At 67.6% G+C, this 23,965-nt stretch carries 24 protein-coding genes; 9 read left to right on the top strand and 15 right to left on the bottom strand.

Annotated features, from left to right (window positions below; translation table 11 throughout):
- Window positions 1–7: 7 nt before the first annotated feature.
- Entirely contained in the window at window positions 8–772 is a 765-nt protein-coding gene (locus ACWESM_RS06675; RefSeq protein WP_039794869.1) for an enoyl-CoA hydratase family protein, read from the bottom strand.
- Between the two features lie 62 nt (window positions 773–834).
- Between ACWESM_RS06675 and ACWESM_RS06670 the strand changes: the two genes are divergently transcribed.
- Window positions 835–1,617 (top strand): SDR family oxidoreductase, encoded by a 783-nt coding sequence (locus tag ACWESM_RS06670; RefSeq protein WP_364425148.1) that lies wholly within the window; start codon window positions 835–837, stop codon window positions 1,615–1,617.
- 28 nt (window positions 1,618–1,645) lie between these two features.
- Complete coding sequence (locus ACWESM_RS06665; RefSeq protein WP_452491074.1) at window positions 1,646–2,557, top strand: SDR family oxidoreductase; 912 nt, start codon at window positions 1,646–1,648, stop codon at window positions 2,555–2,557.
- Between the two features lie 1,056 nt (window positions 2,558–3,613).
- Here ACWESM_RS06665 and ACWESM_RS06660 read toward each other — a convergent pair.
- Entirely contained in the window at window positions 3,614–4,030 is a 417-nt protein-coding gene (locus tag ACWESM_RS06660; protein WP_011207048.1) for a helix-turn-helix domain-containing protein, read from the bottom strand.
- Window positions 4,031–4,389: 359 nt separating this feature from the next.
- Window positions 4,390–5,553, bottom strand: coding sequence for a steroid 3-ketoacyl-CoA thiolase (locus tag ACWESM_RS06655; protein WP_356963622.1), 1,164 nt, complete (start codon window positions 5,551–5,553; stop codon window positions 4,390–4,392).
- A 102-nt stretch (window positions 5,554–5,655) separates the two neighbouring features.
- On the opposite strand from ACWESM_RS06655, the gene ACWESM_RS06650 reads away from it, so the two are divergent.
- Complete coding sequence (locus ACWESM_RS06650) at window positions 5,656–6,957, top strand: cytochrome P450 (protein ID WP_452491073.1); 1,302 nt, start codon at window positions 5,656–5,658, stop codon at window positions 6,955–6,957.
- A gap of 55 nt (window positions 6,958–7,012) precedes the next feature.
- Here the strand turns inward: ACWESM_RS06650 and ACWESM_RS06645 are convergent, their stop codons facing one another.
- From ACWESM_RS06645 to ACWESM_RS06625, 5 genes are read right to left on the bottom strand one after another with little or no spacing between them, the layout of a single operon-like run.
- Window positions 7,013–7,429, bottom strand: coding sequence for a nuclear transport factor 2 family protein (locus ACWESM_RS06645; protein ID WP_355076857.1), 417 nt, complete (start codon window positions 7,427–7,429; stop codon window positions 7,013–7,015).
- 28 nt (window positions 7,430–7,457) lie between these two features.
- The gene (locus ACWESM_RS06640; RefSeq protein WP_452491131.1) at window positions 7,458–8,342 is read right to left on the bottom strand and encodes a TIGR03619 family F420-dependent LLM class oxidoreductase; all 885 of its coding nucleotides are present in this window, start codon (window positions 8,340–8,342) and stop codon (window positions 7,458–7,460) included.
- A gap of 5 nt (window positions 8,343–8,347) precedes the next feature.
- Window positions 8,348–9,514: a thiolase domain-containing protein gene (locus ACWESM_RS06635; protein WP_355076859.1), complete on the bottom strand. Its 1,167-nt coding sequence runs from the start codon at window positions 9,512–9,514 to the stop codon at window positions 8,348–8,350.
- Entirely contained in the window at window positions 9,511–10,545 is a 1,035-nt protein-coding gene (locus ACWESM_RS06630; protein ID WP_355076860.1) for a thiolase domain-containing protein, read from the bottom strand. The genes ACWESM_RS06635 and ACWESM_RS06630 overlap by 4 nt, the downstream gene beginning before the upstream one ends.
- A gap of 12 nt (window positions 10,546–10,557) precedes the next feature.
- Complete coding sequence (locus tag ACWESM_RS06625; RefSeq protein ID WP_452491072.1) at window positions 10,558–11,523, bottom strand: Zn-ribbon domain-containing OB-fold protein; 966 nt, start codon at window positions 11,521–11,523, stop codon at window positions 10,558–10,560.
- Between the two features lie 115 nt (window positions 11,524–11,638).
- Here ACWESM_RS06625 and ACWESM_RS06620 point away from each other — a divergent pair, with 115 nt between their 5' ends.
- Both ACWESM_RS06620 and ACWESM_RS06615 read left to right on the top strand, forming a co-directional pair.
- A complete protein-coding gene (locus tag ACWESM_RS06620; protein WP_355076864.1) occupies window positions 11,639–12,676 on the top strand; it encodes an LLM class F420-dependent oxidoreductase in 1,038 nt (345 codons plus the stop codon).
- A gap of 22 nt (window positions 12,677–12,698) precedes the next feature.
- Complete coding sequence (locus ACWESM_RS06615) at window positions 12,699–14,291, top strand: acyl-CoA synthetase (protein WP_355076866.1); 1,593 nt, start codon at window positions 12,699–12,701, stop codon at window positions 14,289–14,291.
- Window positions 14,292–14,787: 496 nt separating this feature from the next.
- Here ACWESM_RS06615 and ACWESM_RS06610 read toward each other — a convergent pair whose 3' ends face one another.
- Complete coding sequence (locus ACWESM_RS06610) at window positions 14,788–14,997, bottom strand: hypothetical protein (RefSeq protein ID WP_364425132.1); 210 nt, start codon at window positions 14,995–14,997, stop codon at window positions 14,788–14,790.
- Between the two features lie 155 nt (window positions 14,998–15,152).
- On the opposite strand from ACWESM_RS06610, the gene ACWESM_RS06605 reads away from it, so the two are divergent.
- Window positions 15,153–15,668 carry a DUF5753 domain-containing protein gene (locus tag ACWESM_RS06605; RefSeq protein WP_452491130.1) on the top strand — a complete coding sequence of 172 codons (516 nt, stop codon included), beginning with the start codon at window positions 15,153–15,155 and terminating at the stop codon, window positions 15,666–15,668.
- A gap of 174 nt (window positions 15,669–15,842) precedes the next feature.
- Here ACWESM_RS06605 and ACWESM_RS06600 read toward each other — a convergent pair whose 3' ends face one another.
- Window positions 15,843–16,841 carry a sigma-70 family RNA polymerase sigma factor gene (locus ACWESM_RS06600; RefSeq protein ID WP_397275154.1) on the bottom strand — a complete coding sequence of 333 codons (999 nt, stop codon included), beginning with the start codon at window positions 16,839–16,841 and terminating at the stop codon, window positions 15,843–15,845.
- Window positions 16,842–17,025: 184 nt separating this feature from the next.
- On the opposite strand from ACWESM_RS06600, the gene ACWESM_RS06595 reads away from it, so the two are divergent.
- A complete protein-coding gene (locus tag ACWESM_RS06595; RefSeq protein ID WP_397275152.1) occupies window positions 17,026–17,445 on the top strand; it encodes a VOC family protein in 420 nt (139 codons plus the stop codon).
- A gap of 72 nt (window positions 17,446–17,517) precedes the next feature.
- On the opposite strand, the gene ACWESM_RS06590 is transcribed toward ACWESM_RS06595, so the two are convergent.
- Window positions 17,518–18,300, bottom strand: coding sequence for a crotonase/enoyl-CoA hydratase family protein (locus ACWESM_RS06590; protein WP_355076882.1), 783 nt, complete (start codon window positions 18,298–18,300; stop codon window positions 17,518–17,520).
- A gap of 60 nt (window positions 18,301–18,360) precedes the next feature.
- Between ACWESM_RS06590 and ACWESM_RS06585 the strand changes: the two genes are divergently transcribed.
- Window positions 18,361–20,010 (top strand): acyl-CoA synthetase, encoded by a 1,650-nt coding sequence (locus tag ACWESM_RS06585; RefSeq protein WP_452491071.1) that lies wholly within the window; start codon window positions 18,361–18,363, stop codon window positions 20,008–20,010.
- Window positions 20,011–20,065: 55 nt separating this feature from the next.
- Here ACWESM_RS06585 and ACWESM_RS06580 read toward each other — a convergent pair whose 3' ends face one another.
- From ACWESM_RS06580 to ACWESM_RS06570, 3 genes are all read right to left on the bottom strand, one after another.
- Window positions 20,066–20,263, bottom strand: a complete 198-nt coding sequence (locus tag ACWESM_RS06580) for a hypothetical protein (protein WP_452491070.1) — start codon at window positions 20,261–20,263, stop codon at window positions 20,066–20,068.
- A 152-nt stretch (window positions 20,264–20,415) separates the two neighbouring features.
- Window positions 20,416–20,880, bottom strand: a complete 465-nt coding sequence (locus tag ACWESM_RS06575; RefSeq protein ID WP_452491069.1) for a hypothetical protein — start codon at window positions 20,878–20,880, stop codon at window positions 20,416–20,418.
- 30 nt (window positions 20,881–20,910) lie between these two features.
- Complete coding sequence (locus ACWESM_RS06570) at window positions 20,911–22,098, bottom strand: FAD-dependent monooxygenase (protein ID WP_452491068.1); 1,188 nt, start codon at window positions 22,096–22,098, stop codon at window positions 20,911–20,913.
- Between the two features lie 101 nt (window positions 22,099–22,199).
- Between ACWESM_RS06570 and ACWESM_RS06565 the strand changes: the two genes are divergently transcribed.
- Window positions 22,200–22,787 (top strand): TetR/AcrR family transcriptional regulator, encoded by a 588-nt coding sequence (locus ACWESM_RS06565; protein ID WP_356963635.1) that lies wholly within the window; start codon window positions 22,200–22,202, stop codon window positions 22,785–22,787.
- Window positions 22,788–22,857: 70 nt separating this feature from the next.
- Here the strand turns inward: ACWESM_RS06565 and ACWESM_RS06560 are convergent, their stop codons facing one another.
- The gene (locus ACWESM_RS06560) at window positions 22,858–23,952 is read right to left on the bottom strand and encodes an acyl-CoA dehydrogenase family protein (protein ID WP_397275143.1); all 1,095 of its coding nucleotides are present in this window, start codon (window positions 23,950–23,952) and stop codon (window positions 22,858–22,860) included.
- Window positions 23,953–23,965 lie beyond the last annotated feature (13 nt).

The following is a 23,965-nucleotide window of genomic DNA, read 5'->3' as shown; positions in this document are numbered from 1 at the left end:
TCCTCTCTCACTGCCCGCTCTTGCGCGCCGCGAGGTCGTCGTCGAACCGGGCGCGGATCTCGTCGGCGACGCCGGCGAGGTTGAGTTCGAAGGTGAATCCCTGCTCGTACCGGTAGCTGCGGTGCACGTCCTGCACGTCGATGCCGTTCAGCGCCCGCTTGGCCGCCCGGATCACCCGGCCGTCCTTGGCCGCGATGTTCTTGGCCAGCTCCAAGGCGGCGGCGTCGAGTTCGGCGCGCGGCACCACCTGGTACACCGAGCCGTAGTGGTGCAGCTGCTGGGCGGTGATGGTGCTCGCGGTGTAGAACAGCGCGCGCATCAGGTGCTGCGGCACCAGCCGTGCCAAGTGGGTGGCCGCGCCGAGCGCGCCGCGATCGACCTCGGGCAGCCCGAAGGTCGCGTCGTCGGAGGCGATCACGACATCCGCGTTGCCCACCAGGCCGATGCCGCCGCCGAGGCAGAAACCCTGCACCACCGCGATCACCGGCACCTGGCACTCGTACACCGCCGCGAACGCCTCGAAGCAGCCGTGATTGGCGTCGATGAGCGCCTGATGGCCGGGCTTGCTCTGGATCTCCTTGATGTCCACACCCGCGTTGAAACCGCGGTTCTCCGCGCGCAGCACCACCACCTTGGTGTCCGGGTCGCGGCCCGCCGCGCGCACTTCGTCGGCGATGGCGAACCAACCGTCCGTGGGGATGGCGTTGACCGGCGGATAGTCGACCGTGACCACGCTGATTCCGGTCGATTCGGAGTGGCGGTTGATCCCCATGGCAAGTCCCATCGTGTGTGAACGCATTGGCAAAGCAAGCAGTTGCTTGGTAGGTTAGCACGGTGCCACTCGAAATCGATCTGTCCGGCCGCGTCGTTCTGGTGACGGGCGGTGTGCGCGGTGTGGGCGCGGGCGTGAGCAAGGCGTTCCTTGCCGCGGGCGCCACCGTCGTGGCCTGTGCACGGCGACCGGCGGACGCGCCCGTCGAAGTCGACGGCCGCTCGATCGACTACGTGCCGTGCGATGTGCGGGACGAGGACGCGGTGCGCGCCCTGATCGACACGATCACCGAGCGCCACGGCCGCCTCGACCATCTGGTGAACAACGCGGGCGGCGCTCCGTTCGCACTCGCCGCCGAGGCGAGCAAGAAGTTTCACACCAAGATCGTCGAGCTGAACCTGCTCGCTCCGCTGCTGTTGGCGCAGGCCGCCAACGCGGTGATGCAGCGGCAGGACGAGGGCGGTTCGATCGTGAACATCTCCAGCGTCAGCGGGCACCGTCCCTCGCCGGGCACCGCCGCCTACGGCGCGGCGAAAGCGGGCGTGGACAGTCTCACCGGCTCGCTCGCCGTCGAGTGGGCGCCGAGGGTTCGGGTGAACTCGCTGGTGGTGGGGCCGGTCGACACCGAGCTGAGCCGACTGCACTACGGCGATCAGGACGGCGTCGACGCGGTGGGCCGGACCATTCCTCTGGGTCGCATGGCCCGACCCGACGACGTCGGCCGCTGCGCCGTCTTCCTGGCCTCGCCGCTGGCCGCATACGTCAGCGGCGCGACCCTGCTGGTGCACGGCGGCGGCGAACGGCCCGCCTTCCTGGCCGCTTCCAATGCCGACCAGCAGTCCTGAACAAGACCGCACACGAAGAAGGACACATATGGACACCGAGCAGATCTGCGCCGGGCGCGTCGTCATCGTCACCGGCGCGGGCCGGGGCATCGGCCGCGCGCACGCCCTCGCTTTCGCCGCGGCGGGCGCCAGCGTGGTGGTCAACGACATCGGTTCGACCCTCGACGGCGCGGCCACCGCGGAAACGCCCGCCGCGCAGGTGGTCGCCGAGATCGAGGCGCTGGGCGGCCGGGCGGTGGCCAACGGCGACGACGTCGCCGACTGGGAAGGCGCCCGCAGGCTCGTCCGCCAGGCCGTCGACGCCTTCGGCAAGCTGGACGTGCTGGTCAACAACGCCGGGTTCGTGCGCGACCGGATGTTGGTCAATCTCAGCGAGGACGAGTGGGACGCGGTGGTCCGCGTGCACCTGAAAGGCCACTTCGCGACCATGCGGCACGCGATCGAATACTGGCGTGCGGAGGCCAAGGCGGGTCGTCCGGTCGACGGACGGATCATCAACACCAGCTCCGGCGCCGGACTGCAGGGCAGCGTCGGACAGAGCAATTACGGTGCGGCCAAGGCCGGTATCGCGGGCCTGACGCTGACCGCCGCCGCCGAATTCGCCCGCTACGGCGTGACGGTGAACGCGATTGCCCCGTCCGCGCGCACCAGGATGACCGAGATGGTGTTCGCGGACATGATGGCGGCGCCGGAAAGCGGCTTCGACGCGATGGCGCCGGAGAACGTGTCTCCGCTGGTCGTATGGCTGGGCAGTGCGCAGTCGGCGGCGGTGACGGGGCGGGTCTTCGAGGTGGAAGGCGGCAAGGTGGCGCTGGCCGACGGCTGGCGGCACGGTGAGCCCGCCGACCGCGGCGCCCGCTGGCATCCGGCCGAGCTCGGACCGGTCGTGGCCGACCTGATCGCCAAAGCGACTCCGCCGGAGCCGGTATACGGCGCCTGAGCGGCCTCGGCCCGTCGACGGGCGCGTTCGCGGACCGGGGTCTAGTATGGGCACCCGTCCGTTCGGAAAGTCCCGTGTGAGAGTGGCGACCGGGCACAGAACTGCGCTTCGACTGATGAGGGGAAGGCTCGGCGCATGAGAGTAGGTCGCGCGTTCCGTGTGCAGGCAGCGTCCGGCGCCGTCGCGGGCCCCGCTCTGCGCGGCGGCAGGGTTTCCGCCCACGTGCCACTTTCCCGCCCATCGTGCGCGGTGGATCCCGAGCCGCCGCCCTACGACAGCGGCGATCCCTGGCTTCCGCTGGCCGTGCCGGGGCAGCGGTCGGAGGTCGATGCGGCCCCTGCCCGGCCGACCGCTGGAACGGATTCGGCCGCAGTGGGTTCGGCGGCCGCCGGGTCGTCCGGTCTGGGCGTGTGCTCGGCAGCGGGTCGGCCGTGCAATCGCGCTCTACCCGGCGGGCATCGTAGTGCTCGCGGTACCGGCCGTGGATCGGATCCGGTGCGCGGCCCGGGTCGCGCACCGGCAGTCCGGCCTTGGCTCGGCCCGCTTGGAAGGTCGCGAGCCTGCTCATCGCAGATCGGCGACATGCCGCCGGGCGGCGAATCAGGGCCTCGTGCTGGCGGAACGCGCACCGACCGCCTCGGTGGTGGTCCGGACCGACCGGGTGAGCGCGGTGGATTGCTCTGTCCGAAGGCTTTAGTCCGGGCGGAGCGTGCAGGCACGTCTCGCGCGCCTATCGGACCACCGCGCCCGGCTGCGCTCGAAATTGATCGACCTCGCGCAAATACGATCAATCCGGCGCAATAGCCGAACGCGGACTATTCGGACAGACCGGTTGGGCCGGGAATCCTCTTCGACATGAACGACTGTCGGCGAACCACGCCGAAAGTGCATATGTAAGCACATCATAGGGAGGGCGGCACTAACCGGCCTGCGGTCGCGGCCCCAATTTCTCTGGGCACGACCGCACGCCGGTTGCGTGCTTCGCCCGCTTACGCGTGCGCAAAACACAGCACAGTGCGACCCGATGGGTCGCACTGTGCTGCCGTGCAGAAGAACCTATTCGGTTCCATCCGGAGGAATTTCGGGCAAGCCCTCGCTTGCCCGCAACTTCTCCGCCATGGATGTGAGGAGGTTCTGTGATTCTTCGGACAAGTCGAACGCTCTACTCGACAGCCGTCGCAGTCCATAGCCCTGCAGCTGGGACAGCAGCTCCAGATCGTGATCGATCTTGGCGGCATAGATGTCGTTGAAGAAGTAGTCCGGCTTGACTTTGAAGAACTTCGCCAGGGCGGCCACCGTCTCATCGGACGGGTTCGTCCGTTGTCCCGACCGCAACTGCGACAGGTACGGTTTCGAGATCGGATGTCCGGAGGCCGTCAGCGCCGCCGCGACCTCCGCGTTGGTGTGCGGCTTACGCCCCGGGGGATGCACGGTTTCGAACAGCTTGTTCAGCCGCGCCGCGAAATCAGCCATTGTGAGCCGCCCAATTCCCTTCGCTGTACTAACAGTCGTTATCTCGGATACGTATCATTGATATTAGCGGCTCAGTAACTGAAAACCTACGCCTGATTCCGGATTTCCTTGAAGCTTCTAGGTCGGAAGGCGGCGAAGGCACTGGGACGGTCGCGTTTGCGGGTCACGCCAAGGCCTCTCGAGAAGCCGCGGTACGAACCGGTTCTGGCCCGTCGCTGCGGTCTCTACGCAAGGGGTCTTGATAGCCGCAAGATAGCTGACATCTCATGGACTCGGCGGTACATGGGTTTGTGTGGCGTACGACACGTTTGCGCGCCCAGGGGATGAACGTTCAACAAACGCGCATGAAATGGTTGAACTCACAAACGTTCGATGATCGTTCCTGTCGCGAGTGCGCCACCGGCGCACATGAGAACCATTGCGGTGCTGCGGTCGGAGCGCTCCAGTTCGTGCAAAGCCGTTGTGATCAGGCGGGATCCGGTGGATCCGACCGGATGCCCGAGAGCGATGGCGCCGCCGTTGACATTAACCCGATCCATGTCCGGCTGGTGTACAGAAGCCCAGGAAAGTGCGACCGACGCGAACGCTTCGTTGATCTCGAAAAGGTCGATGTCGCCGATATTCATGCCGGACCGCTCCAGCAGCCTGGTGCACGCCTGCACAGGGCCGTCGAGGTGGAACTCCGGCTCCGCGCCGACCACCGCCTGTGTGACGATCCGCGCCCGCGGACGCAAACCCGCTCGCTGCGCGGCCTTCTCGTCCATCAGCAGCACCGCGGCGGCGCCGTCGGAGATCTGTGAGGAGGATCCGGCGGTGTGCACGCCGCCCTCCAGGACCGGCTTCAGCTTCGCCAGGCCTTCGACAGTGGTCTCGCGCAGGCCCTGATCCCGTGACACATCGAGCTTTTCGCCGGTGAGGTTGCCCTCTTTGTCGGCTGCGGGGGCGGTGACGGTCAGCACCTCGCGATCGAACCGGCCCTCTGCCCACGCCTGCGCGGCCAGGCGCTGCGAGCGTGCGCCGAACGCGTCCACGTCCGCGCGGGTGATGCCGCGCCGCTTGGCGATTCGCTCGGCCGCCTCGAACTGGTTGGGCAGGTCGATGTTCCACGACGCGGGCCTGCGCGGCCCCGCGTTCTCGCCGACATTGGCGCCCAGCGGAACCCGGCTCATCGCCTCCACGCCACAGGCCATGCCGATGTCGATGGCGCCGGCCGCGATCAGTCCCGCGATCAGATGATTGGCCTGCTGAGCGGAGCCGCACTGGGTGTCGATCGTGGTGGCGCCGACCTGCCACGGCAGGCCCGCGTGCAGCCACGCGACCCGGGTGACGTTGTTGGACTGCTCGCCCGCCTGGGTGACGCAGCCGCCGATGACCTGTTCGACCTGCGCGGGGTCCAGGTGTGCGCGCTCGAGCAGCCCGCGCTGGGCCGCGCCGAGCAGTTCGGCCGCGTGCAGGCCCGACAGCCAGCCGCCGCGCTTGCCGATCGGGGTCCGTGCGGCCTCGACGATCACGGGTGTGCCCATGTCCAACCTCTCTTTATGGGACAGAAAACTGAAACGCGTTCATAGCACTTGTCAGGGGCGGATCTATCCGGTTTCTTTCCTCGTTCTCCCGCCTGTGCTTCAATGATTATAGAACGTGTTTCAGTTTGTCGAAGGAGACATCTGGTGGTAGACACTCGGAATGCCCGGCCGAATCTTCCGGACGGGTTCGACGTCACGGACCCGGACATCTACGCCGAGCGTGTTCCGGTCGAGGAGTTCGCCGAACTGCGCCGGACGGCGCCGATCTGGTGGAACCCGCAGTCCCCGGACGTCAGCGGCTTCCACGACGACGGCTTCTGGGTGGTGAGCAAGCACGCCGACGTCAAAGAGGTCTCGCGGCGCAGCGACGTGTTCTCCAGTTACGAGAACACCGCCATCCCGCGGTTCAACGACGACATCGCCCGGGAGCAGATCGAGCTGCAGCGGATCGTCCTGCTGAACATGGACGCGCCGGAGCACACCAAGCTGCGCAAGATCATCTCGCGCGGCTTCACCCCGCGCGCCATCAACGGCCTGCGCGCGGAGCTGTCGGCCCGTGCGGAGTCCATCGTGAAGGCGGCGGCCGAGTCGGGTTCCGGCGACTTCGTCACCCAGATCGCGTGCGAACTGCCGCTACAGGCCATCGCCGAGCTGATCGGCGTCCCGCAGGAAGACCGGATGAAGGTCTTCTCCTGGTCCAACGACATGACCGGCTACGACGACCCGGAGAGCGCCGCCGACCCGGTCGCGGCTTCCGCCGAGATTCTGGGCTACGCCTACCAGATGGCGGCCGCCCGCAAGCAGTGCCCGGCCGACGACATAGTCACGACGCTGATCGAAGCCGATGTCGACGGTGACAAGCTCACCGAAGAGGAGTTCGGCTTCTTCGTGATCATGCTCGCCGTCGCGGGCAACGAGACCACGCGCAACGCCATCTCGCACGGCATGATCGCGTTCCTGGAGAACCCGGACCAGTGGGAGCTGTTCAAGAAGGAACGTCCCGCCACGGCCGCCGACGAGATCATCCGGTGGGCCACTCCGGTCACCTCGTTCCAGCGGACCGCGCTGGAGGACACGGAGCTCGGCGGCGTGCAGATCAAGAAGGGCCAGCGGGTGGTCATGCTGTACCGCGCGGCCAACTTCGACGAAGAGGTCTTCGACCGGCCGGAGAAGTTCGACATCATGCGCGCGGACAACCCGCACCTGGCCTTCGGCGGCACCGGGGCGCACTTCTGCATCGGGGCGAACCTGGCCCGGCTGGAGATCGACCTGATCTTCAACGCCATCGCCGACCACCTGCCCGACATCACCAAGGTCGCCGACGCCAAGCGGCTGCGTTCGGGCTGGCTCAACGGGATCAAGGAGTTCCCGGTCGACTACAAGACTTGCCCGGTCGCGCACTGAGACATGGGAAAGGCCCTCGCACTTCGGTGCGAGGGCCTTTTCGTCCGGTACCGAGTCAGTCGACCGGACGCGCGGTCTTCATGGCGCGATCGACCTCCCAGAACGCCCGCAGCGCGGCGATCTTGCCGTCCTCGTTCACCCGGTAGGTGAATACGCCGTCGGCGTCGATCCGGTGCCCGCCGAGGGTGCTGCGGATCGTGCCGGTGAAGGCGACCTCGTTGCCGCAGGCGAACGAGTCGCCGAACAGGAACTCGATCAGATCGGTCTTCGCGATCGCCTTGTCCCAGAACGCGGCGATGGCCTCCGTGCCGCGGTGGCCCTTGCCCTCCGGGTCGAAGCCCGACGGGCCGATGGGGTCCTCCACGATGCCGTCCTCGGCGAACAGCGCGACCCAGGCCCGCTTGTCCCGTGCTCGCACGGCGGCCTGTGATGCAAGGCCCGCGGCCCGGGCCGGATGCTCGGCGGTGGTCATACGGCCTCCTTCGACCGGTTGATGGGTCTCACCGCGCGGTGAGCACGGGTTCGGCTATGTACTGTCGCGCGAACTCGCGCAGCGAGTCCTGTTTGGCGGCGAGCTCACCGTCGAATCCGATGCCGTCGGCCAGCCAGGGCACCACGATCGCGTCGGTGACGCCCGCGTCCGCGAGGTCCTGATAACCCGACCGTCCGAAGCGATCGATGCACACCGCCTGGATCTCGAACGGCTCATCGGCCCGGTCGTACTCGGCGCGCAGCGTGCCGAGCTTGCCGATGGTGCTCCGGAGTTCGTCGTAGGTCATCATGGCCGAGGTCCAGCCGTCGCCGACCCGTGCGGCGCGGCGCAATGCCGCGTCGGTGTGCCCGCCGATATAGAACGGCACCGGCTCGCTCGGGGCCGGGCTGATCTGCAGCGGATCGAAGTCGAAGAACTCGCCGTGGTACTCGACCATGCCACCGGCGAGCACCAGCTTGATCACTTCGATCATCTCGTCCACCCGCGCGCCGCGGCGCGCGAAGGGCACGCCGCACCACTCGAATTCCTCCGGCGCCCAGCCGATTCCGACGCCGAAACCGAAGCGGTTGCCCGACAGGTTGGCCACCGAGCCGACCTGCCGGGCCAGCAGCAGCGGATTGCGCGAACCCAACTTCAGCACGTTCGTGTAGAAGCGGATGCGGCTGGTGACGGCCGCCATGGCGGTCGCGCCGATGAGCGGGTCGACCCACGGGGTCTCCGGCCCCCAGAACCGGCTGCCGTCGGGGGTGTAGGGGTACTTCGCCGCCGCCGACTTCATGTAGAACAACGAATCCGGCAGGGCGATGGACGAGAAACCGCATTCCTCGGCGGTTTTCGCGAGCTCCGGCAGCTGGTCCAGCGGACTCAGCGCGATGCCGACGGTGAACTTCAGCGCAGTCACCGCCGCTCCGATCCGACCACCCACATCGAGAAGTACTGCGAACCGCCGCCGTACGCGTGTCCCAGCGCCTTGCGCGCGCCCTCGACCTGGTAGTCCCCGGCCCGCTGCATGACCTGCTTGGCGGCCTCGGCGAACCGGATGAGCCCGGAGGCGCCGATCGGGTTGGACGACAGCACGCCGCCGGACGGATTGACCGGAAGAGTGCCGCCGATCTCGGTCTCGCCCTTGTCGGTGAGTTTCCACCCGTCGCCCTGCGGCACGAAGCCCAGGTTCTCCAGCCACATCGGTTCGAACCAGGAGAACGGGACGTAGATCTCGGCCACGTCGATCTCCTCGAGCGGGTTGGTGATCCCGGCCGCCTGCCACAGTGCCGCCGCCGCGTCGCGGCCCGCCTGCGGGTTGACCTGGTCGCGCCCGGAGAATGTGGTCGGTTCGGTACGCATCGCGGTGCCGTGCACCCAGGCGACCTTGCGGCCGGTGGCCTCGACCGCCTCGGCGGCGTCCGCGTCGCCCAGCACGATCGCGCACGCGCCGTCGGAAGAGGGGCAGGTCTCGTCGAAGCGGATCGGGTCCCACAGCATCTGCGAGGCGAGCACCGATTCCAGCGTGATGTCGGGCTGCTTCAGGTGGGCCAGCGGGTTCTTGGCTCCGTTGCGGCGATCCTTCACCGCCACCATGGCGCCGATGTGGCCCGGGGCGTTGGAGCGCCGGATGTAGGAACGTACGTGCGGTGCGAAGTAGCCGCCCGCGCCCGCGCCGACCGGCATGGTGAACGGCACCGGAATCGACAACGCCCACATGGCGTTCGACTCCGACTGTTTCTCCCACGCCACCGCGAGCACGCGCTTGTGCACACCCGCCTGCACCAGATTGGTCGCGACGATGCCGGTGGAGCCGCCGACGGAACCGGCGGTGTGCACCCGCAGCAGCGGCTTGCCGGTGGCGCCGAGCGCGTCCGCCATGAACAGCTCGGGCATCATGACGCCCTCGAACCCGTCGGGCGCCTTGCCGACCACGACCGCGTCGATATCGGCGATGGTGAGACCGGCGTCGGCGAGGGCGCGATCGATGGCCTCGCGGCACATCCCCGACATGGAGACGTCGGTCCGTTTCGTCACGTGATGGGTCTGTCCGGTGCCGAGCACCGCAGCTGGCAAGCTCATCGGTTCTCCGATCCCAAGACGGTCACAAGGTTCTGCTGGAGCGCGGGTCCGCTGGTGGCGTGGGCCAGGGCGCGATTCGCCGAGCCCGCGATGATCGCCTCGGCCGCGAAGCCGATGCGCTCCAGGCCCGCGGCGAACATCGGGTTGGCCGCGAGCGCGCCGCCGGACGGATTCACCTTCGTGCCGTTCTTCAGCCCGATCGCCTCGGCGAGGATCAGCTGCTGATGACTGAACGGCGCGTGCAGCTCGGCGATGTCGAAGCCGCTCACGTCGCCGCCGGTGACCGCGTGGGCGGCGGCGGCTGTCGAAGGCGAGACGGTGAGGTCACGCGCACCGAGCACGGGAGTATCGATTCGATGCGCCATGCCGGTGATCCACGCGGGGCGTTCGCACAGTTCGCGGGCGCGGTCGCCCACGGCGAGCACGATGGCGGCCGCGCCGTCGGTGATCGGCGCGATGTCGTGCGCGCGCAGCGGATCCGCGACGTAGGGCTGGTCGAGCAGGCTGTCGGCGTCACCGTCGCCTGCCACGACGGCCGCCATGTCCCGCTCGGTCCAGCGGCCCGCGTCCAGACCGGCGCGCGCCTGCAGGCCGGCGATGGACCAGGCGTCCGGCCACAGCGGCGCGACCAGGTAGGGGTCCAGCTGCATGGTGAGCACCTGGCGCTGCGTGCCCGCGGAGGACTTGCCGAAGCCGTACACCAGTGCCGTCGTCGCCTGCCCGGAGCGCAGTTTCACCCACGCCTCGTACAGCGCCCATGCGGCGTCCATCTCCACGTGCGATTCGTTGATCGGCGGCACCGCGCCGATGGCGTCGATCGCCGAGATGAACGAGAAGGCGCGTCCGGCAAGGTAATCGGACGAGCCGGAGCACCAGAAGTCGATATCGGACTTGGTGATGCCGAGTCGGTCGTAGAGCTGCTGGAAGCAGGGCACCAGCATCTCGACACCGTTGGTGGTGCCGAAGGTCTCCGGCACGTGCGGCGCGTGGGCGAAGCCCACGACCGCGATGTCGGTGGCGTTGTCAGTCAACGTGCGCCTCTCTCAGAGGTGGTGCTTATAGGTCTCGTAGTCGGCGTCCGGCTCGCCGGAGGGGCGGAAGTGGTCCACGTTCTCCAGCCCGTAGCCCCACTCCTCGCGCGGCTTCCACACCGCCTGCACCCGCATGCCCATCCGCACCTCGCTCGCGTCGCAGCCGAGCACCAGGTGCAGCACCGGGATGTCCGCGCCGTCCAGCAGCACGTAGGCCGCGACGTAGGGCGGCTTGATCCGCTGGCCCATGAACGGCACATTGACGATGCAGAAGGTGGTCACGGTGCCGTGATCGGACAGTTCGATGAACTCGTCGGTCGGCCTGCCGTCGGTCGGATTCGCGCCGCGCGGCGGGAAGTACACCTTGCCCGCGGCGTCGGTGCGCGCGCCGATCAGCTTGCCTTCGGCGAGTCCGCGCAGGTACACGGTCTCCTGCGGCGAGGCGGTGTGCTTGTAGGAAAGGTCGACCGGCGTCGTGATCATGGTGACCGGATCGGCCGAGGCGGACTCCACCGGCGCCGAAGCCTGCTCGCCCGGCTCGAAGCAGAGGATGTCGCGAATGCTGCCCTCGGTCTGCTCGGCCCAGCGGGCGGTCACCCGTAAGCCTTTGCGGATGTCCTCGGGTGCGGCGACGTCGACGGCGTGCAGCAGCGTCGTGTCCGCGCCGTCCAGCCGGATCAGCGCCCAGGCGAACGGGCGGTCGAACGGCTGGCCCGGCAGCGGCTCGCGCACCCAGGTCCAGGATTCGACGGTGCCGGTGTCGGCGACGTCGACGAACTCGGTCAGCGGTTCGGCGGTGATCGGATCGTATTCCGGCGGCGGCACGATCACCCGGCCGTCCGACCCGCGCGCGCCGACGATCTTGTGGTCGCGCAATCGGGTCAGAAAGGTTCCGATGGTGGTGCCGACGGAGCGGGTGTAATCGAAACGCACCCGCAGGGGCGCGCTGAGTACCTCGGGCACGGCGCCCGTGTTCAATGCCGTGCCGCTACCACCAGCGATTGCCGTGGATGCAGTATTCCCCTGAGTCACGATATCGAGTAGAACAGGTTCTAACTCTGGTGGCAAGCAGTTGATCGGAAAGGGGTCCGGCGTGAAGTTCGGATTGCAACTCGGGTACTGGATGGCCCAGCCGCCCGCGAACGCGGGGGAGCTGGTGGTGGCGGCCGAGGAAGCCGGGTTCGACGCCGTCTTCGCCGCCGAGTCATGGGGGTCGGATGCCTTCGGTCCGCTCACCTGGTGGGGTTCGGCCACACGGCGGGTGCGCCTGGGTACGTCGGTGGTGCAGATGTCGGCGCGCACGCCTGCGGCGACCGCCATGCACGCGCTCACCCTCGACCATCTCAGCGGTGGCCGCGCCATTCTCGGCTTGGGCGTCTCGGGTCCGCAGGTGGTGGAGGGCTGGTATGGCCAGCCGTTCGCCAAGCCGTTGCAGCGCACCCGTGAGTACGTCGGGATCGTGCGCCAGGTGCTGGCCAGGCAGGCGCCGGTCACCAGCGACGGCCCGCACTACCCGCTGCCCTACACCGGGCCGGGTTCGATCGGGCTCGGCAAGCCGCTGAAGCCGATCGTCCATCCACTACGTGCGGATTTGCCGATCTGGCTGGGCGCGGAGGGGCCGAAGAACGTGGCGCTCACCGCCGAGATCGCCGATGGCTGGCTGGCCATCTACTACGCGCCCCGGCTGGCCGGTATGTACGACGAGTGGCTCGACGAGGGCTTCGCGCGGGCGGGTGCGCGGCGCAGTAGGGAGGACTTCGAGATCGCCGCGAGTTGTCAGGTGGTGATCACCGACGACCCGGCGGGCGAGCTGGAGCGGATGCGCTGGATCATGGCGCTCTACATCGGCGGCATGGGCGCGCCGGAGTTGAACTTCCACGCCCAGGTGTACCGGCGCATGGGGTACGACCGCGAGGTCGACGAGATCGGCAAGTTGTTCCAGTCGGGCAAGAAGGCGGAGGCCGCGGCGGCGGTGCCGGACGAGCTGATTCTGGACACCGCGATCATCGGAGACGAGGAGCATGTCCGCAAACAGCTGCGGGTCTGGGAGGCCGCGGGCGTCACGATGATGCTGGTGTCGGTTCCCGATGTCGCGCAATTGCATCGGCTCGCACCCCTTGTCGAACAGTAGAACACGTTCTAGATTCAATGGGGTGACTGCCTCACCCGCCCCGTCGGCTCCGCACAATCCCCCCGCACCGGAGCCAGTGAAAATTCTCGGTCTGTGGAACATCGCCGAAGCCGAACCCGATCGGATCGCGATGGTCGATCCCTGGGGCCGGGAGGTGACGTATCGCGAATTGGCCACGCTCGCCAATCGTTACGCCACCGGCCTGCGCGGGCTCGGCCTGAAAACCGGTGACGTGCTGGTGAGCATGGTGCACAACTGCGTGGAGGCGATCGCGGCGTACTTCGCGGCCTACCAGTCGGGGTTGTACATCGTCGCGGTGAACTGGCATCTCACCGGTCCGGAGGTCGCCTACATCCTGGCCGACAGCGAGGCGAAGGCGTTCATCGCCAGCGATCGTTTCGCCGCCGCGGCCAAGGCCGCCGCCGACGAGGCGGGGTTGCCCGCGACGGCGCGCTTCGCGGTGGGCGAGATCGAGGGCTTCAAGTCGGTGGCCTGGCTCGGCGCCGCCGACACCGGCCGTCCGTCCGACCGCAGCACCGGCGCGCCGATGCTCTACACCTCGGGAACCACGGGACGGCCCAAGGGCGTCCGGCGGCCGCTCACCGGCGCGGACCCCGATGTGGTCCCGGCGCACACCACCGCGTTCTTCGGCCTGTTCGAACTCACGCCCTACGACGACCACGTGCACATCTGCGGCTCGCCGCTGTACCACACGGCGGTGCTGAACTTCGCCACCATCTCGATCAACCTGGGCCACAAGCTGGTTCTGATGGATCGCTGGGACGCCGAGGAGATGCTGCGGCTGATCGACAAGCACCGGGTGACGCACAGCCACATGGTGCCCACCCAGTTCCACCGGCTGCTGGCCTTGCCGGAGGAGGTGCGCGCCAAGTACGACGTGTCCTCGCTGCGAAGCATGGTGCACGGCGCAGCGCCCTGCCCGCAGGAGACCAAGCGGCAGATGCTCGAGTGGTGGGGGCCGACGGTCACCGAGTACTACGCGGCCACCGAGGGCGGCGGCACGGTGATCAACGGCGCCGACTGGCTGCGCAAGCCGGGCTCGGTCGGCAAGGCATGGCCGTGGTCGGTGATCAAGGTGCTGAGCGAAGAGGATGGCTCCGAGGTGCCGGTCGGCGAGCCCGGCCTGGTCTACATGCGCATGGGCGCGTCGAGTTTCGAGTACCACCACGACAAGGCAAAGACCGAGGACTCGCGCGTCGGCGATCTGTTCACCGTCGGCGACATCGGCCACCTCGACGAGGACGGTTACCTCTACCTGCACGACCGGCGCTCGGATCTGATCCTGTCCGGCGGGGTGAACATCTACCCGGCGGAGGTCGAGAACGTCCTGATCACGCATCCGAAGGTCGCCGACGTCGCGGTCTTCGGCATCCCGCACCCGGATTGGGGCCAGGAGGTGAAGGCGGTCGTGCAGCCGGCCGACGGAACCGAGGGCGACGACGCGCTCACCGAGGAACTGCTCGCCTTCGCCGCCACGCAGTTGGCGAAGTACAAGATGCCCAAGTCGATCGATTATCTGCCCGAACTGCCGCGCGATCCGAACGGCAAGCTGTACAAGCGCAAGCTGCGGGAGCGGTATATCCCCGCTTCCTGAGGCACCCCGCCGGACGGACGGCGTCGGGCACTGCCCGGCTCGGGTCCGGCGGAGGCGAGGCGCGTCGGGCAGCCGGGCCGCTGGGGCTGTGACCCGGCCGCGCGACGACGTCGAAAACCGAATGCGCCCTTCACGATTACCGTGAAGGGCGCATTCGCGTCCCCACATTTGGGATCTGCGAGCACGGTATGGATCGAACATGTCTATCAAGAGTGCTCGTATATCGCCTGCCGAAACTCCTCTGCGTGCGGCCCCGAGAGATCGAAGGTGACCGCGGCGGGCTCAGCCGGGCCGTGAGCACCGCGCACAGGTCCGGGAACGATGGAGCGCGCCAGTTCGCGAAGTTCCGTCAGTGACAATGCGCGAGTCCGCGTTTCCAACGGACATGAGACGTGGTCTAAGCCCTGCTCTGCTTAGGAGCACACCCTTAGTCGGGCTATGTACCGGTGCCCCCAGTCGGACTCTGGGAGCTCCGTCGTCTCGATTCCGCTCCGGCTCACTCGTCCGGCGTGTACTCGGCGTACCGCCCCGACGACTTAGGGAAGGTGGCTAATGCCAACTCCCGCGCAGCTTGGATCAGTGCAGCTATGGCCCGGTGCTCCGGACCGAGGTACCGGCCCGCTTCCTCTGTGATCTGTTGGAGCTGGTCTCGTAGCCGCACCGAGGTTTCCTCGTCGAGTGCGCCGGGGGGTTCCGTGGTAGACATACCGCTCCTCTGGTCAGAACCGGTTAGGGCACTTGGAGGTCGGGACCTCCACCGCGCTGGATGCGTTGTTGTAGGTGAACTGGTGCCCCTGAATCTTGCCGCGTATACCGACGCTGACACGCCACTTCCCGGCGTAGCACGCAGCCGACACCGCGATCATCCGATCGTTTGAACCGGTCTTGGTTCCCGGTCTTCTACAGACCGCCGACTACGCGGCGGGCATCCTGCGGAAGGTGATCGAGTTCCAGCAGATTCCGAACGATCTGGACGCAGGTGTATCCAAGCGGTTGCAGCGGCAACAAGTCTTGTATCAGCGGGATCACTTGTTCCACTTCGTCCTTGGTGAACAAGCGTTGTATACCACCGTTGGCGACGCTCAGACGATGGTCGGCCAGCTCGACCGGCTCTTAGCTGTCCAAGGTATGCCACGTGTGACGCTCGGTATCGTGCCGATGCTGGCACCGTTCGAGACGGCTACCACGTCGTTTCTGATGTTCGATTCGAGCCGTGTCCTGGTCGAAAACATCACAGCAGAGCTGTCGATCACTCAGCCGCGAGAGATAGCGGTGTATCACCGGACGTTCGATGTCCTGGCCGGTCAGTCCGTGACCGGCGAAGCAGCACGGGAGCTGATCCGTAAGGCGCTGGACGCCCGTACGCCCCGACCGTGACCGTGACCGTGCAGGGGGATTCGCTGGTCAGCGGTTCGGGAACCTTCTCCGCGTCGATCTTCGCGCACGGTGCAAGAGGACGGCGGCGCCTACTCGCGCCCGAACAGCAGGGCTCGAAGCGGTGCTGCTCACACGACGCATCCACGGCGCTTATGCCGCGAAGGGCGCCTCGGGTCAGATGCTCTCGCGCAGTTCAGGCGCGAGGCCGAACAGGGGGAACAGCTTCTCGGTGTCGAGGAAGAAGTTCAGTCCGGCGATGGTGTCGCCGTCGAGTTCCAGCACCGTGATCGACCACGGCACCCACACGCCCGGCTCGTCGCTCGGCTTGTAGTGGCCGAAGGCGGGCAGGCCGTTGGCGCCTTCCAGCCGGACCAGTCGCGAATCGCGGCAGGCGCTTCCGTGGCCGAGCATGAACGCGGCCACGTTCTCCGGACCGGAGATCCACAGCTCGATCGGCGGCATGGACAGTGCCACATCCGCTTTCAGCAGCGAGGTGAGTGTGTCCATGTCGTAGGCCTCGAACGCCTTGACGAAACCGTCGACCAGTTTGCGCTGGTCCTCGTCGGTCTCGTCGTAGGTGTCGTTGGCCGCGGGCTGGACCTTCGACATGGTGGCGCGCGCTCGTTGCAGCGCGCTGTTGACCGACGCGGGCGACATGGTGAGCGCCTCGGCGGTCTCGTTGGCGGAGAAACGCAGCACCTCGCGCATGATCAGGATCGCGCGCTGGGTGGCGGGCAGGTGCTGGCAGGCGGCGACGAAGGCCAGGCGCAGCGTGTCCTTGGCGCTGGCGTGCTCGGCCGGATCGGCGCCGAAGGCCAGGGCGTTCGGGATCGGCTCGATCCAGACGTAATCCGGTTGGGGCGCGGGCAACGGCGAATCCGGCCGCGACGGACCGGACAGATCCATCGGCCTGGCGCGGCGCTGCGGACCGTCGAGCATGTCCAGGCAGACGTTCGTGGTGATCTTGTACAGCCAGGAGCGGAGGCTGGCGCGGCCCTCGAACGAGTCGTAGGACTTCCACGCCCGGGTGAGGGTCTCCTGCACCGCGTCCTCCGCTTCGAAGGAAGAGCCGAGCATGCGGTAGGCGTACGCGCACAGCTCCCTGCGATGGGTCTCGAACGCGGCGAGCAGATCGGGAGCGAGGCCCGCGGGGGAGGCTGGCGAGTCGTTCATGGGTGTCACCCTGCCACAGGCCACCGACAAGAAACAGGCTCTTCAACTCGAGTACCGCGCTGATCAAGATCATTAAACCTGTGCGGCCTGTGGGACGTGTCACGGTCGTCGCGGCGATGAATCGACCGCTCGCGGACCGTCATATCCGGTGACACGAAAAGAATTTGCTCGAGAGGAAGAGGCCATGAGCAGCAAGATGATCTTCATCAATCTCCCGGTCGCCGATCTGCACCGATCGATGGCGTTCTACGAGGCGCTGGGCTGGAAGGTCAACCAGGAGTTCACCGACGACAACGCCGCCTGCATCGTGGTGGACGACAATATCTGCCTGATGCTGCTCATCAGGGATTTCTTCACCACCTTCAGCAAGCGTCCGGTGGCCGACACGAAAGCGGCGATCAATGCCGCGTACGCGCTCGCGCTCGGCAGCGCCGAGGAGGTCGACAGCCTGACCGACGCGGCGCTCGCCGCGGGCGCGACCGAAGAGGTGAACGAGGACAAGCGAGCGCAGGAGGCGCAGGTCGGCATGCACGGCCGCACCTTCATCGACCCGGACGGTCACCAGTGGGAGCCGTTCTGGATGGATTACCCGGGCGCGAACTGAGCCCGGCGAGGGGTCGCCCCCGATGCGCGTGCACTGGCCGCGCATCGGGGGCGTAGGGCTCGATCCGGGAACTCAGTTTCCGGTGAAAGAGGGCTTGCGCTTCTCCGCGAACGCGCGCGGCCCTTCCTTGGCATCGGCCGAGCGGAATACGGACATGCCGAGCTTGGCGTCGATCTGGAAGGCGTCCTCCTCCGGCATGGCCTCTGTCTCGCGGATGGTGCGCAGGATGGCCTGCACGGCCAGCGGGCCGTTGGCGGCGATCTGCCCCGCGATCTCCAGCGCTTTGTCCAGCGCCGTGCCGTCCGGCACCACGTGCCCGATCAGGCCGATCTCCTTGGCCTCGGCGGCGGTCAGGTGCCGTCCGGTGAGCAGAATCTCGGCGGCGACGGTGTAAGGGATCTGGCGGACCAGCCGCACTGCCGAGCCGCCCAGCGGGAACAGGCCCCAACGCGCCTCGGACACGCCGAATTTCGCGCTCTCTCCGGCCACGCGGATGTCGGTGCCTTGCAGGATCTCGGTGCCGCCCGCGATGGCGGGGCCTTCGACCGCCGCGATCAGCGGCTTGGTCAGCCTGCGTCCTTTGAGCAGCGCCTCGAGCTTGGCCGGATTCCAGCCGCCGCCGTCGATGGTGTCGCCGGGGTGCTCGGAGGTCATGCCCTTGAGATCGGCGCCCGCGCAGAACGCGCCACCCGCGCCGGTCAGGATCGCGACCCGGATGTCCGGATCGTCGTCCACCTGGTTCCAGGCGTCTTTCATGATCGCCATCATCTCGCCGGACAGCGCGTTGCGCGCCTCGGGCCGGTTCATGGTGACGATGAGGACGTGGTCGCGCTTCTCGACGAGGCAGTGCGGCATCGCTGATTCTCCTGACTTCGAGCCTTGTCAGAAACAGTAACACGTTCTATTTTTATGGCTGTGAGCTACAACATAGCGGACCTTGTCGAACATGCCATCGACCTGATGCCCGACCGCGTCGCGCTGGCCGACGACGGCCGCGAGGTCACCTACGCCCAGTTGGAGGAGCGGGCCAACAGTCTCGCTCACTACCTGCAAGAACAGGGAGTCCAGCCGGGCGACAAGGTGGGTATCTACTCACGCAACACGATCGAGGCCGTCGAGGCCATGGTCGCGGTCTTCAAGGCGCGGGCCGTGATGATCAACGTGAACTTCCGTTACGTCGAGAACGAGTTGCAGTACATCTTCGACAACTCGGACATGGTCGCGCTGATTCACGAGCGGCGCTACAGCGACCGGGTCGCCGCCGTTCGTTCCAAGACCCCGCAGCTGCGCACCGTCATCGTCGTCGACGACGATACGACCGGCACGATCGCCACCGCAGCGGATTCGGTGGAATACGAGGCGGTGATCGCGCAGTCCTCGGGCGAGCGCGACTTCGGCGAGCGTTCCCCGGACGACCTGTACATGGTCTACACGGGCGGCACCACCGGCATGCCCAAGGGCGTGATGTGGCGCCAGGAGGACGTGTGGCGCGTACTCGGCGCGGGCATCAACTTCATCACCGGCGAATACGTCCAGGACGAGTGGGAGCTGGCCAAGGTCGGTGCTGGCAGCCCGCCGATGGTGCGGTTCCCGATCCCGCCGATGATCCACGGCGGAGCGCAGTGGGCCACGTTCCACAGCCTGTTCGGCGGCGGCAAAGCCGTGATGCTTCCGGAGTTCTCGGGGCACGGCGTGTGGCAGGCCATCGATCAGCACAAGATCAATCTGATCTTCATCACCGGTGACGCCATGGCCCGCCCGATGCTCGACGCGCTGATCGAGGGCAATCCGGAAACCGGTCAGCCCTACGATCTTTCGAGCCTGTACGTGATGGCCAGCAGTGCGGCGCTGTTCTCGCCCGCGCTCAAGGACCAGTTCCTCGAGCTGTTGCCCAACCGGATGATCTCCGATTCCATCGGCTCCTCGGAGACCGGTTTCGGCGGTATCGCCATCGTCGCCAAGGGCGCGACGCACACCGGAGGGCCGCGCGTGAAGATCGACGCGTCCACCGAGGTGCTCGACGAGGACGGCAATCCCGTGCAGCCCGGCTCCGGTGCGGTCGGCATCCTGGCCCGGCGCGGGCACATCCCGCTCGGCTACTACAAGGACGAGGTCAAGACCGCGGCGACCTTCAAGGAGTTCAACGGCGTCCGCTACGCCATCCCCGGCGACTTCGCTCGCGTCGAGGAGGACGGCACGGTCACCATGCTCGGCCGCGGCTCGGTCAGCATCAACAGCGGCGGCGAGAAGATCTACCCCGAGGAGGTCGAGGGCGCGCTCAAGACGCATCCGGAGATCTTCGACGCGCTCGTGGTCGGCATCGATGACGAGCGCTGGGGCCAGCGCGTGGTCGCGGTCGTGCAATGCCGCGGCGAGTCCCGCCCCACCCTGGAAGAGCTCCGCCCCATGCTCACCCGGGAGATCGCGCCGTACAAACTCCCCCGCAGCTTGTGGTTCGTCGACGAGATCAAGCGTTCTCCGGCGGGCAAGCCCGACTACCGCTGGGCCAAGGAACAGGCCCTCTCCCGTCCCGCCGACGACAACGCCGTGGCGAGCGCGAAGTAGGAGTCTGACCGCACGGCCGGCCACCGCGCCTCGCGGGGTGGCCGGCCGTGCGGCATCAGCACCGCCGATCGGTCTGCCGTGGATGCCCCGTACCGGCGAGTGTCAGGTAGAGGGTGCGGTTGGCGTCATCGATTGCGTACCAGATCCGGCCGCCTCCGGTGATCTCGTATTGCCATTGCTCCAATTCCGCGCCGCCGAGTTTGACCGATTTGAGCTCATACTTCAGTCGATGCTGCCGCGAAGGATTCGCCATGCTTCGAGGATCGCTGGTGATGTCGACCCATGCTCGATCGAGGTTTCCCGGGGCCTGGGCCAACAGTTCGGCCCCACCACGCGCGGCATTCGAGCTGTGCACGACAACGCGCCACGGATTGGGGCGCGGTACCCCATCACCTCGGTGCAGCTTCATTCCGCCGTTCCCGGCCGTGTGACCTCGGAGAAGTCCGCCGGGTCGAACGGCCCGGTCAGTCGGCGGGCGAGTTCTGGTTGCGCGTAGATCTCGGCGGTGCTCCGCCAAGCGGCCAGATGGCGGGCGAACGGAATGAACAATCCGGTGTCCGCACCGGCGATGAGCTGGTCCAGCAGTTCGCTCACCGCTTCGGTGCGTCCGGTCTCGGGTAGCCATTTCAGCCAGGGCAGCTCTTCGGCGAAAACCTCTTCCGCCAAAGACCGATTCGATCGGGCGATGATGGCGAGGGTGCGGGCGAGCAGCCGCGTCGCGGCCTCCTTGGCCTCGAACCGCTCCGAGCGAGACAGCACGAGATTCTCCGCGTCGCGGCGCTCCAGGATGACGTCGGCGTCGTCCAAGGCGGGAAACACCGACGTCTGTTTACGAATCAAGTCGCTGAAGGGAAAACTTCTCGCGGTCATGTTCCTAGCCTACGCGACTTCTGAAGTAGTTCAGCGGTTGGCGAGTTCCGACAGTTGGTAGGCGAGGCGGTGGCGAAAGGCCGGGATACGGGACACGGTGCTGAGGACCAGGTTGCGTACGGTGCGGGCGGGGCGTGCGCGCAGGGTGGCCATCTTGGTCATGCGGTCGGTGAACGAGACGACGCCCAGCGCGACAGGGCGGCGGGTGGTTTCGTAGTCATCCAGCAAGGTGTCCGGCTCACCGGCCAGCACGCGAACCAGCAGCGGGCCGAGGGTGGCGGCATCTTGGATTCCGGTGTTCATGCCCTGGCCGCCCGCCGGGCTGTGCACGTGGGCGGCGTCGCCCGCGAGCAGGATGCGGCCGCTGCGGTAGTGGTCGGCGACGCGGTGGTGCACGCGGAAGCGCGAGCTCCACAGCACTTCGTGCACGCGCACCGTGCCGCCGGGGCCGCGGGTGTCCAGAAGCTTCTGGATGTCCTCCGCGGTCGAGCGCTCGGGCGCCGTTTCCAGTGTGGCGACCACGCGGAAGCGGTTCGGCTCCTTCTCGTCGGGCAGCGGCGCGACCACCATGACGCCCTCCGGTGAGAGGTGCAGGGCCACTTCGTCGCGCGCGATCGGCCAGTCCATCCGCACGTCGGCGAGGACGAAGGATTCCGGGTAGGTCGCGCCGGTGAATCCGATGCCCGCCTGCTCGCGGACGATGCTGTGCATGCCGTCGGTTCCGATGACGTAGTCCGCGCGGATGCTGCCCGGCGCGCCCGCCTCGTCGGTGTATTCGACCGTGACGCCGTCGTTCTCCTCCGCCACCCGGGTGACCTGGTACGGGCGCTGGACCTCCCCGCCCGCCTGCCGCAGTCGCTTCAGCAGCACCGCCTCGGTGGTGTCCTGCGGTGTCATCAAGGTGTAGGGGTAGCGGGTCGGCAGCCCGTCGAACCCGATGGTCGCCAGGGTGCGCCCGCCGTCGTGGACCGTGAAGCGCGCGACGATGTCGCCGGTCGCCACCAGTTCGTCCGCGATGCCGATCTGCTCGAGCACTTCCAGCGTCCTGGCGTGCACGACCGCGGCGCGCGAGGTGTTCGCGCCTTCGCTCAGCCGGTCCAGCAGGACGAAATCCACCCCCGCGTCGGCCAGGGTGATGGCGGCGGTCAGTCCGGCGGGACCCGCGCCGACGATCACGACGGAGGTGGCGGCGGGCAGCGGGTTCGGGGTGGCGTTCATCGGAACTCCTCAGGTCAACGTTTGTAGGCCAACGTTTGTTGACATAACCGTAGCGCGGGCCGCGCTAGGAAGTCAACAGTTGTTGGCCTACACTTGTTGGCATGACCGTAGAGCCTGATCAAGCCCCCGCTCGGCGCTCGGACGCGACGCGTGCGGCGATTCTGGAAGCGGCCCGTGCCCGGTTCGCCGCCGAAGGTTTCCGTAAGGCGACCATCCGCGCCATCGCCGCGGACGCGGACATCGACCCGTCCATGGTCATGCGGTACTTCGGCAGCAAAGACGGCCTCTTCGCGGCGGCGGTCGACGTCCGGCTCGATCTGCCCGACCTCGGCTCCGCGGACCCGGACACCCTGGGCGAGCAGTTGGTGCGCCGCTTCTTCGAGATCTGGGAAGAGCAGCCGAACAGGGAGGTGCTGCTGACGCTGCTGCGCTCGTCGATCACCGACGAGGCCGTGGCCGAACGCGTCCGCGCCATCTTCACCCAGCAGATACTGCCCGCCGTCCTGCGTTTCGGGGATCCCGCCGACGCTCCACGCAGGGGAGGTCTGATCGTCACGCAGATGCTCGGCCTCGCCCTGTGCCGCTATGTCCTGTGCCTGCCCCCGGTCGTAGCCCTGACCCGCGACCAGATCATCGCCGAGGTCGCGCCCACCCTCCAGCGCTACCTGACGTCCATCCCGACTGAGTGAAATCAGCGCGCAACGAAATCGGCCCGCACGACGTGCTGTCGTGCGGGCCGATCGGTCTGCCGTGCCGCGCTCAGCCTGCCAGCAACGCGCCGAGGGCGCGGAGGTGGTCGGTGCCCGCGCCGAGGGCGAACTCGTTGTGTTTGGCGGCGGTGAAGTAGTTGTGCGCGATGTGCTCGCGGTCGATGCCGACGCCGCCGTGCACGTGGACGACGGTGTGCGCGACGCGGTGGCCCGCGTCGGCGGCCCAGAACTTGGCGGTGTGCACCGCTTCGGCGGCGGGCAGGTCCTCCGACAGCAGCCATGCCGCTTGGGTGACCGCCAGGCGCAGGCCTTGGACGTCGATGTAGGCGTCGGCGAGCCGCTGCGCCACGGCCTGGAAGCTGCCGACCGCCTTGCCGAACTGCTCACGCTCCCTGGCGTAGTCGGCGACCAGCTCGAGCGCCCGTTCCAGAGTGCCGAGCTGTAGGGCGCTCAGACCGAGCCAGGCGCGAGTGAGGATCCAGTCCAGGATCTCCGCGCCACTGTCCACCGTGCCGACGAGTTCGGCGGGGGTATCGGTGAGTTCGACCGCGAATTCAGGGCTACGGTCGACCACCTGCTGCGCGGTCACGGTCGCCGCCGCGGGATCGACCAGGAACACCGCGGTGGTCCCCGAGACGGTGGCGGGCACCAGAATTCGCTCGGCCCGGTTCGCGAAGGGCACGGTGGTCTTCGCGCCGGTCAGCCGCCAGCCGTCCTCGGTCTCCACCGCGGTGGTGGTGGGTGCGGCGGGTTCCCAGTTGCGCTCCTCGGCCAGCGCGACCGTCAGGATGACGCTGCCCGCGCCCGCCCGCGTGGCCAGCTCCTGTTGCGCCGCGGAACCGAACCGCGCCAGCGCGCCCGCGCCGAGCGCGATCGACCACAGGTACGGCACGGCCGCGAGGTGCTTGCCCAGCTCGCGCAGGATCGCGGTCTGCTCGAGCGAGCCGAGGTCGCTGCCGCCGACCGCCTCGGGCAGCGCGGCCGCGAGCACGCCGGTCTCGGCGAGCGAGTTCCACAGCTGCTGATCGAATCGCTCGTCTGCGGTGTCGAGTTCGCGCAGCCGGTCGGCGGTGACGAGCTTGCCGCACACCTCGCCGGTCAGCCGGCCGAGATCGAGTTGGGCTTCGGTGGGGGTGAAATCCATGGCGTTCTACCTG

Source organism: Nocardia sp. NPDC003999 (assembly GCF_053604885.1).
Note: the sequence above shows the minus strand (reverse complement) of the source record. Positions and strands in the feature narration are given on the sequence as shown.

What these genes read in the sequence shown, in the direction of transcription:
- ACWESM_RS06675 (WP_039794869.1), bottom strand. Translation starts at nt 772, where the DNA reads ATGGGGATCAACCGCCACTCCGAATCGACCGGAATCAGCGTGGTCACG.
- ACWESM_RS06665 (WP_452491074.1), top strand. Translation starts at nt 1,646, where the DNA reads ATGGACACCGAGCAGATCTGCGCCGGGCGCGTCGTCATCGTCACCGGC.
- ACWESM_RS06660 (WP_011207048.1), bottom strand. Translation starts at nt 4,030, where the DNA reads ATGGCTGATTTCGCGGCGCGGCTGAACAAGCTGTTCGAAACCGTGCAT.
- ACWESM_RS06655 (WP_356963622.1), bottom strand. Translation starts at nt 5,553, where the DNA reads ATGGGCACACCCGTGATCGTCGAGGCCGCACGGACCCCGATCGGCAAG.
- ACWESM_RS06650 (WP_452491073.1), top strand. Translation starts at nt 5,656, where the DNA reads ATGATTATAGAACGTGTTTCAGTTTGTCGAAGGAGACATCTGGTGGTA.
- ACWESM_RS06645 (WP_355076857.1), bottom strand. Translation starts at nt 7,429, where the DNA reads ATGACCACCGCCGAGCATCCGGCCCGGGCCGCGGGCCTTGCATCACAG.
- ACWESM_RS06635 (WP_355076859.1), bottom strand. Translation starts at nt 9,514, where the DNA reads ATGAGCTTGCCAGCTGCGGTGCTCGGCACCGGACAGACCCATCACGTG.
- ACWESM_RS06610 (WP_364425132.1), bottom strand. Translation starts at nt 14,997, where the DNA reads ATGTCTACCACGGAACCCCCCGGCGCACTCGACGAGGAAACCTCGGTG.
- ACWESM_RS06600 (WP_397275154.1), bottom strand. Translation starts at nt 16,841, where the DNA reads ATGAACGACTCGCCAGCCTCCCCCGCGGGCCTCGCTCCCGATCTGCTC.
- ACWESM_RS06595 (WP_397275152.1), top strand. Translation starts at nt 17,026, where the DNA reads ATGAGCAGCAAGATGATCTTCATCAATCTCCCGGTCGCCGATCTGCAC.
- ACWESM_RS06590 (WP_355076882.1), bottom strand. Translation starts at nt 18,300, where the DNA reads ATGCCGCACTGCCTCGTCGAGAAGCGCGACCACGTCCTCATCGTCACC.
- ACWESM_RS06580 (WP_452491070.1), bottom strand. Translation starts at nt 20,263, where the DNA reads ATGGCGAATCCTTCGCGGCAGCATCGACTGAAGTATGAGCTCAAATCG.
- ACWESM_RS06575 (WP_452491069.1), bottom strand. Translation starts at nt 20,880, where the DNA reads ATGACCGCGAGAAGTTTTCCCTTCAGCGACTTGATTCGTAAACAGACG.
- ACWESM_RS06570 (WP_452491068.1), bottom strand. Translation starts at nt 22,098, where the DNA reads ATGAACGCCACCCCGAACCCGCTGCCCGCCGCCACCTCCGTCGTGATC.
- ACWESM_RS06565 (WP_356963635.1), top strand. Translation starts at nt 22,200, where the DNA reads ATGACCGTAGAGCCTGATCAAGCCCCCGCTCGGCGCTCGGACGCGACG.
- ACWESM_RS06560 (WP_397275143.1), bottom strand. Translation starts at nt 23,952, where the DNA reads ATGGATTTCACCCCCACCGAAGCCCAACTCGATCTCGGCCGGCTGACC.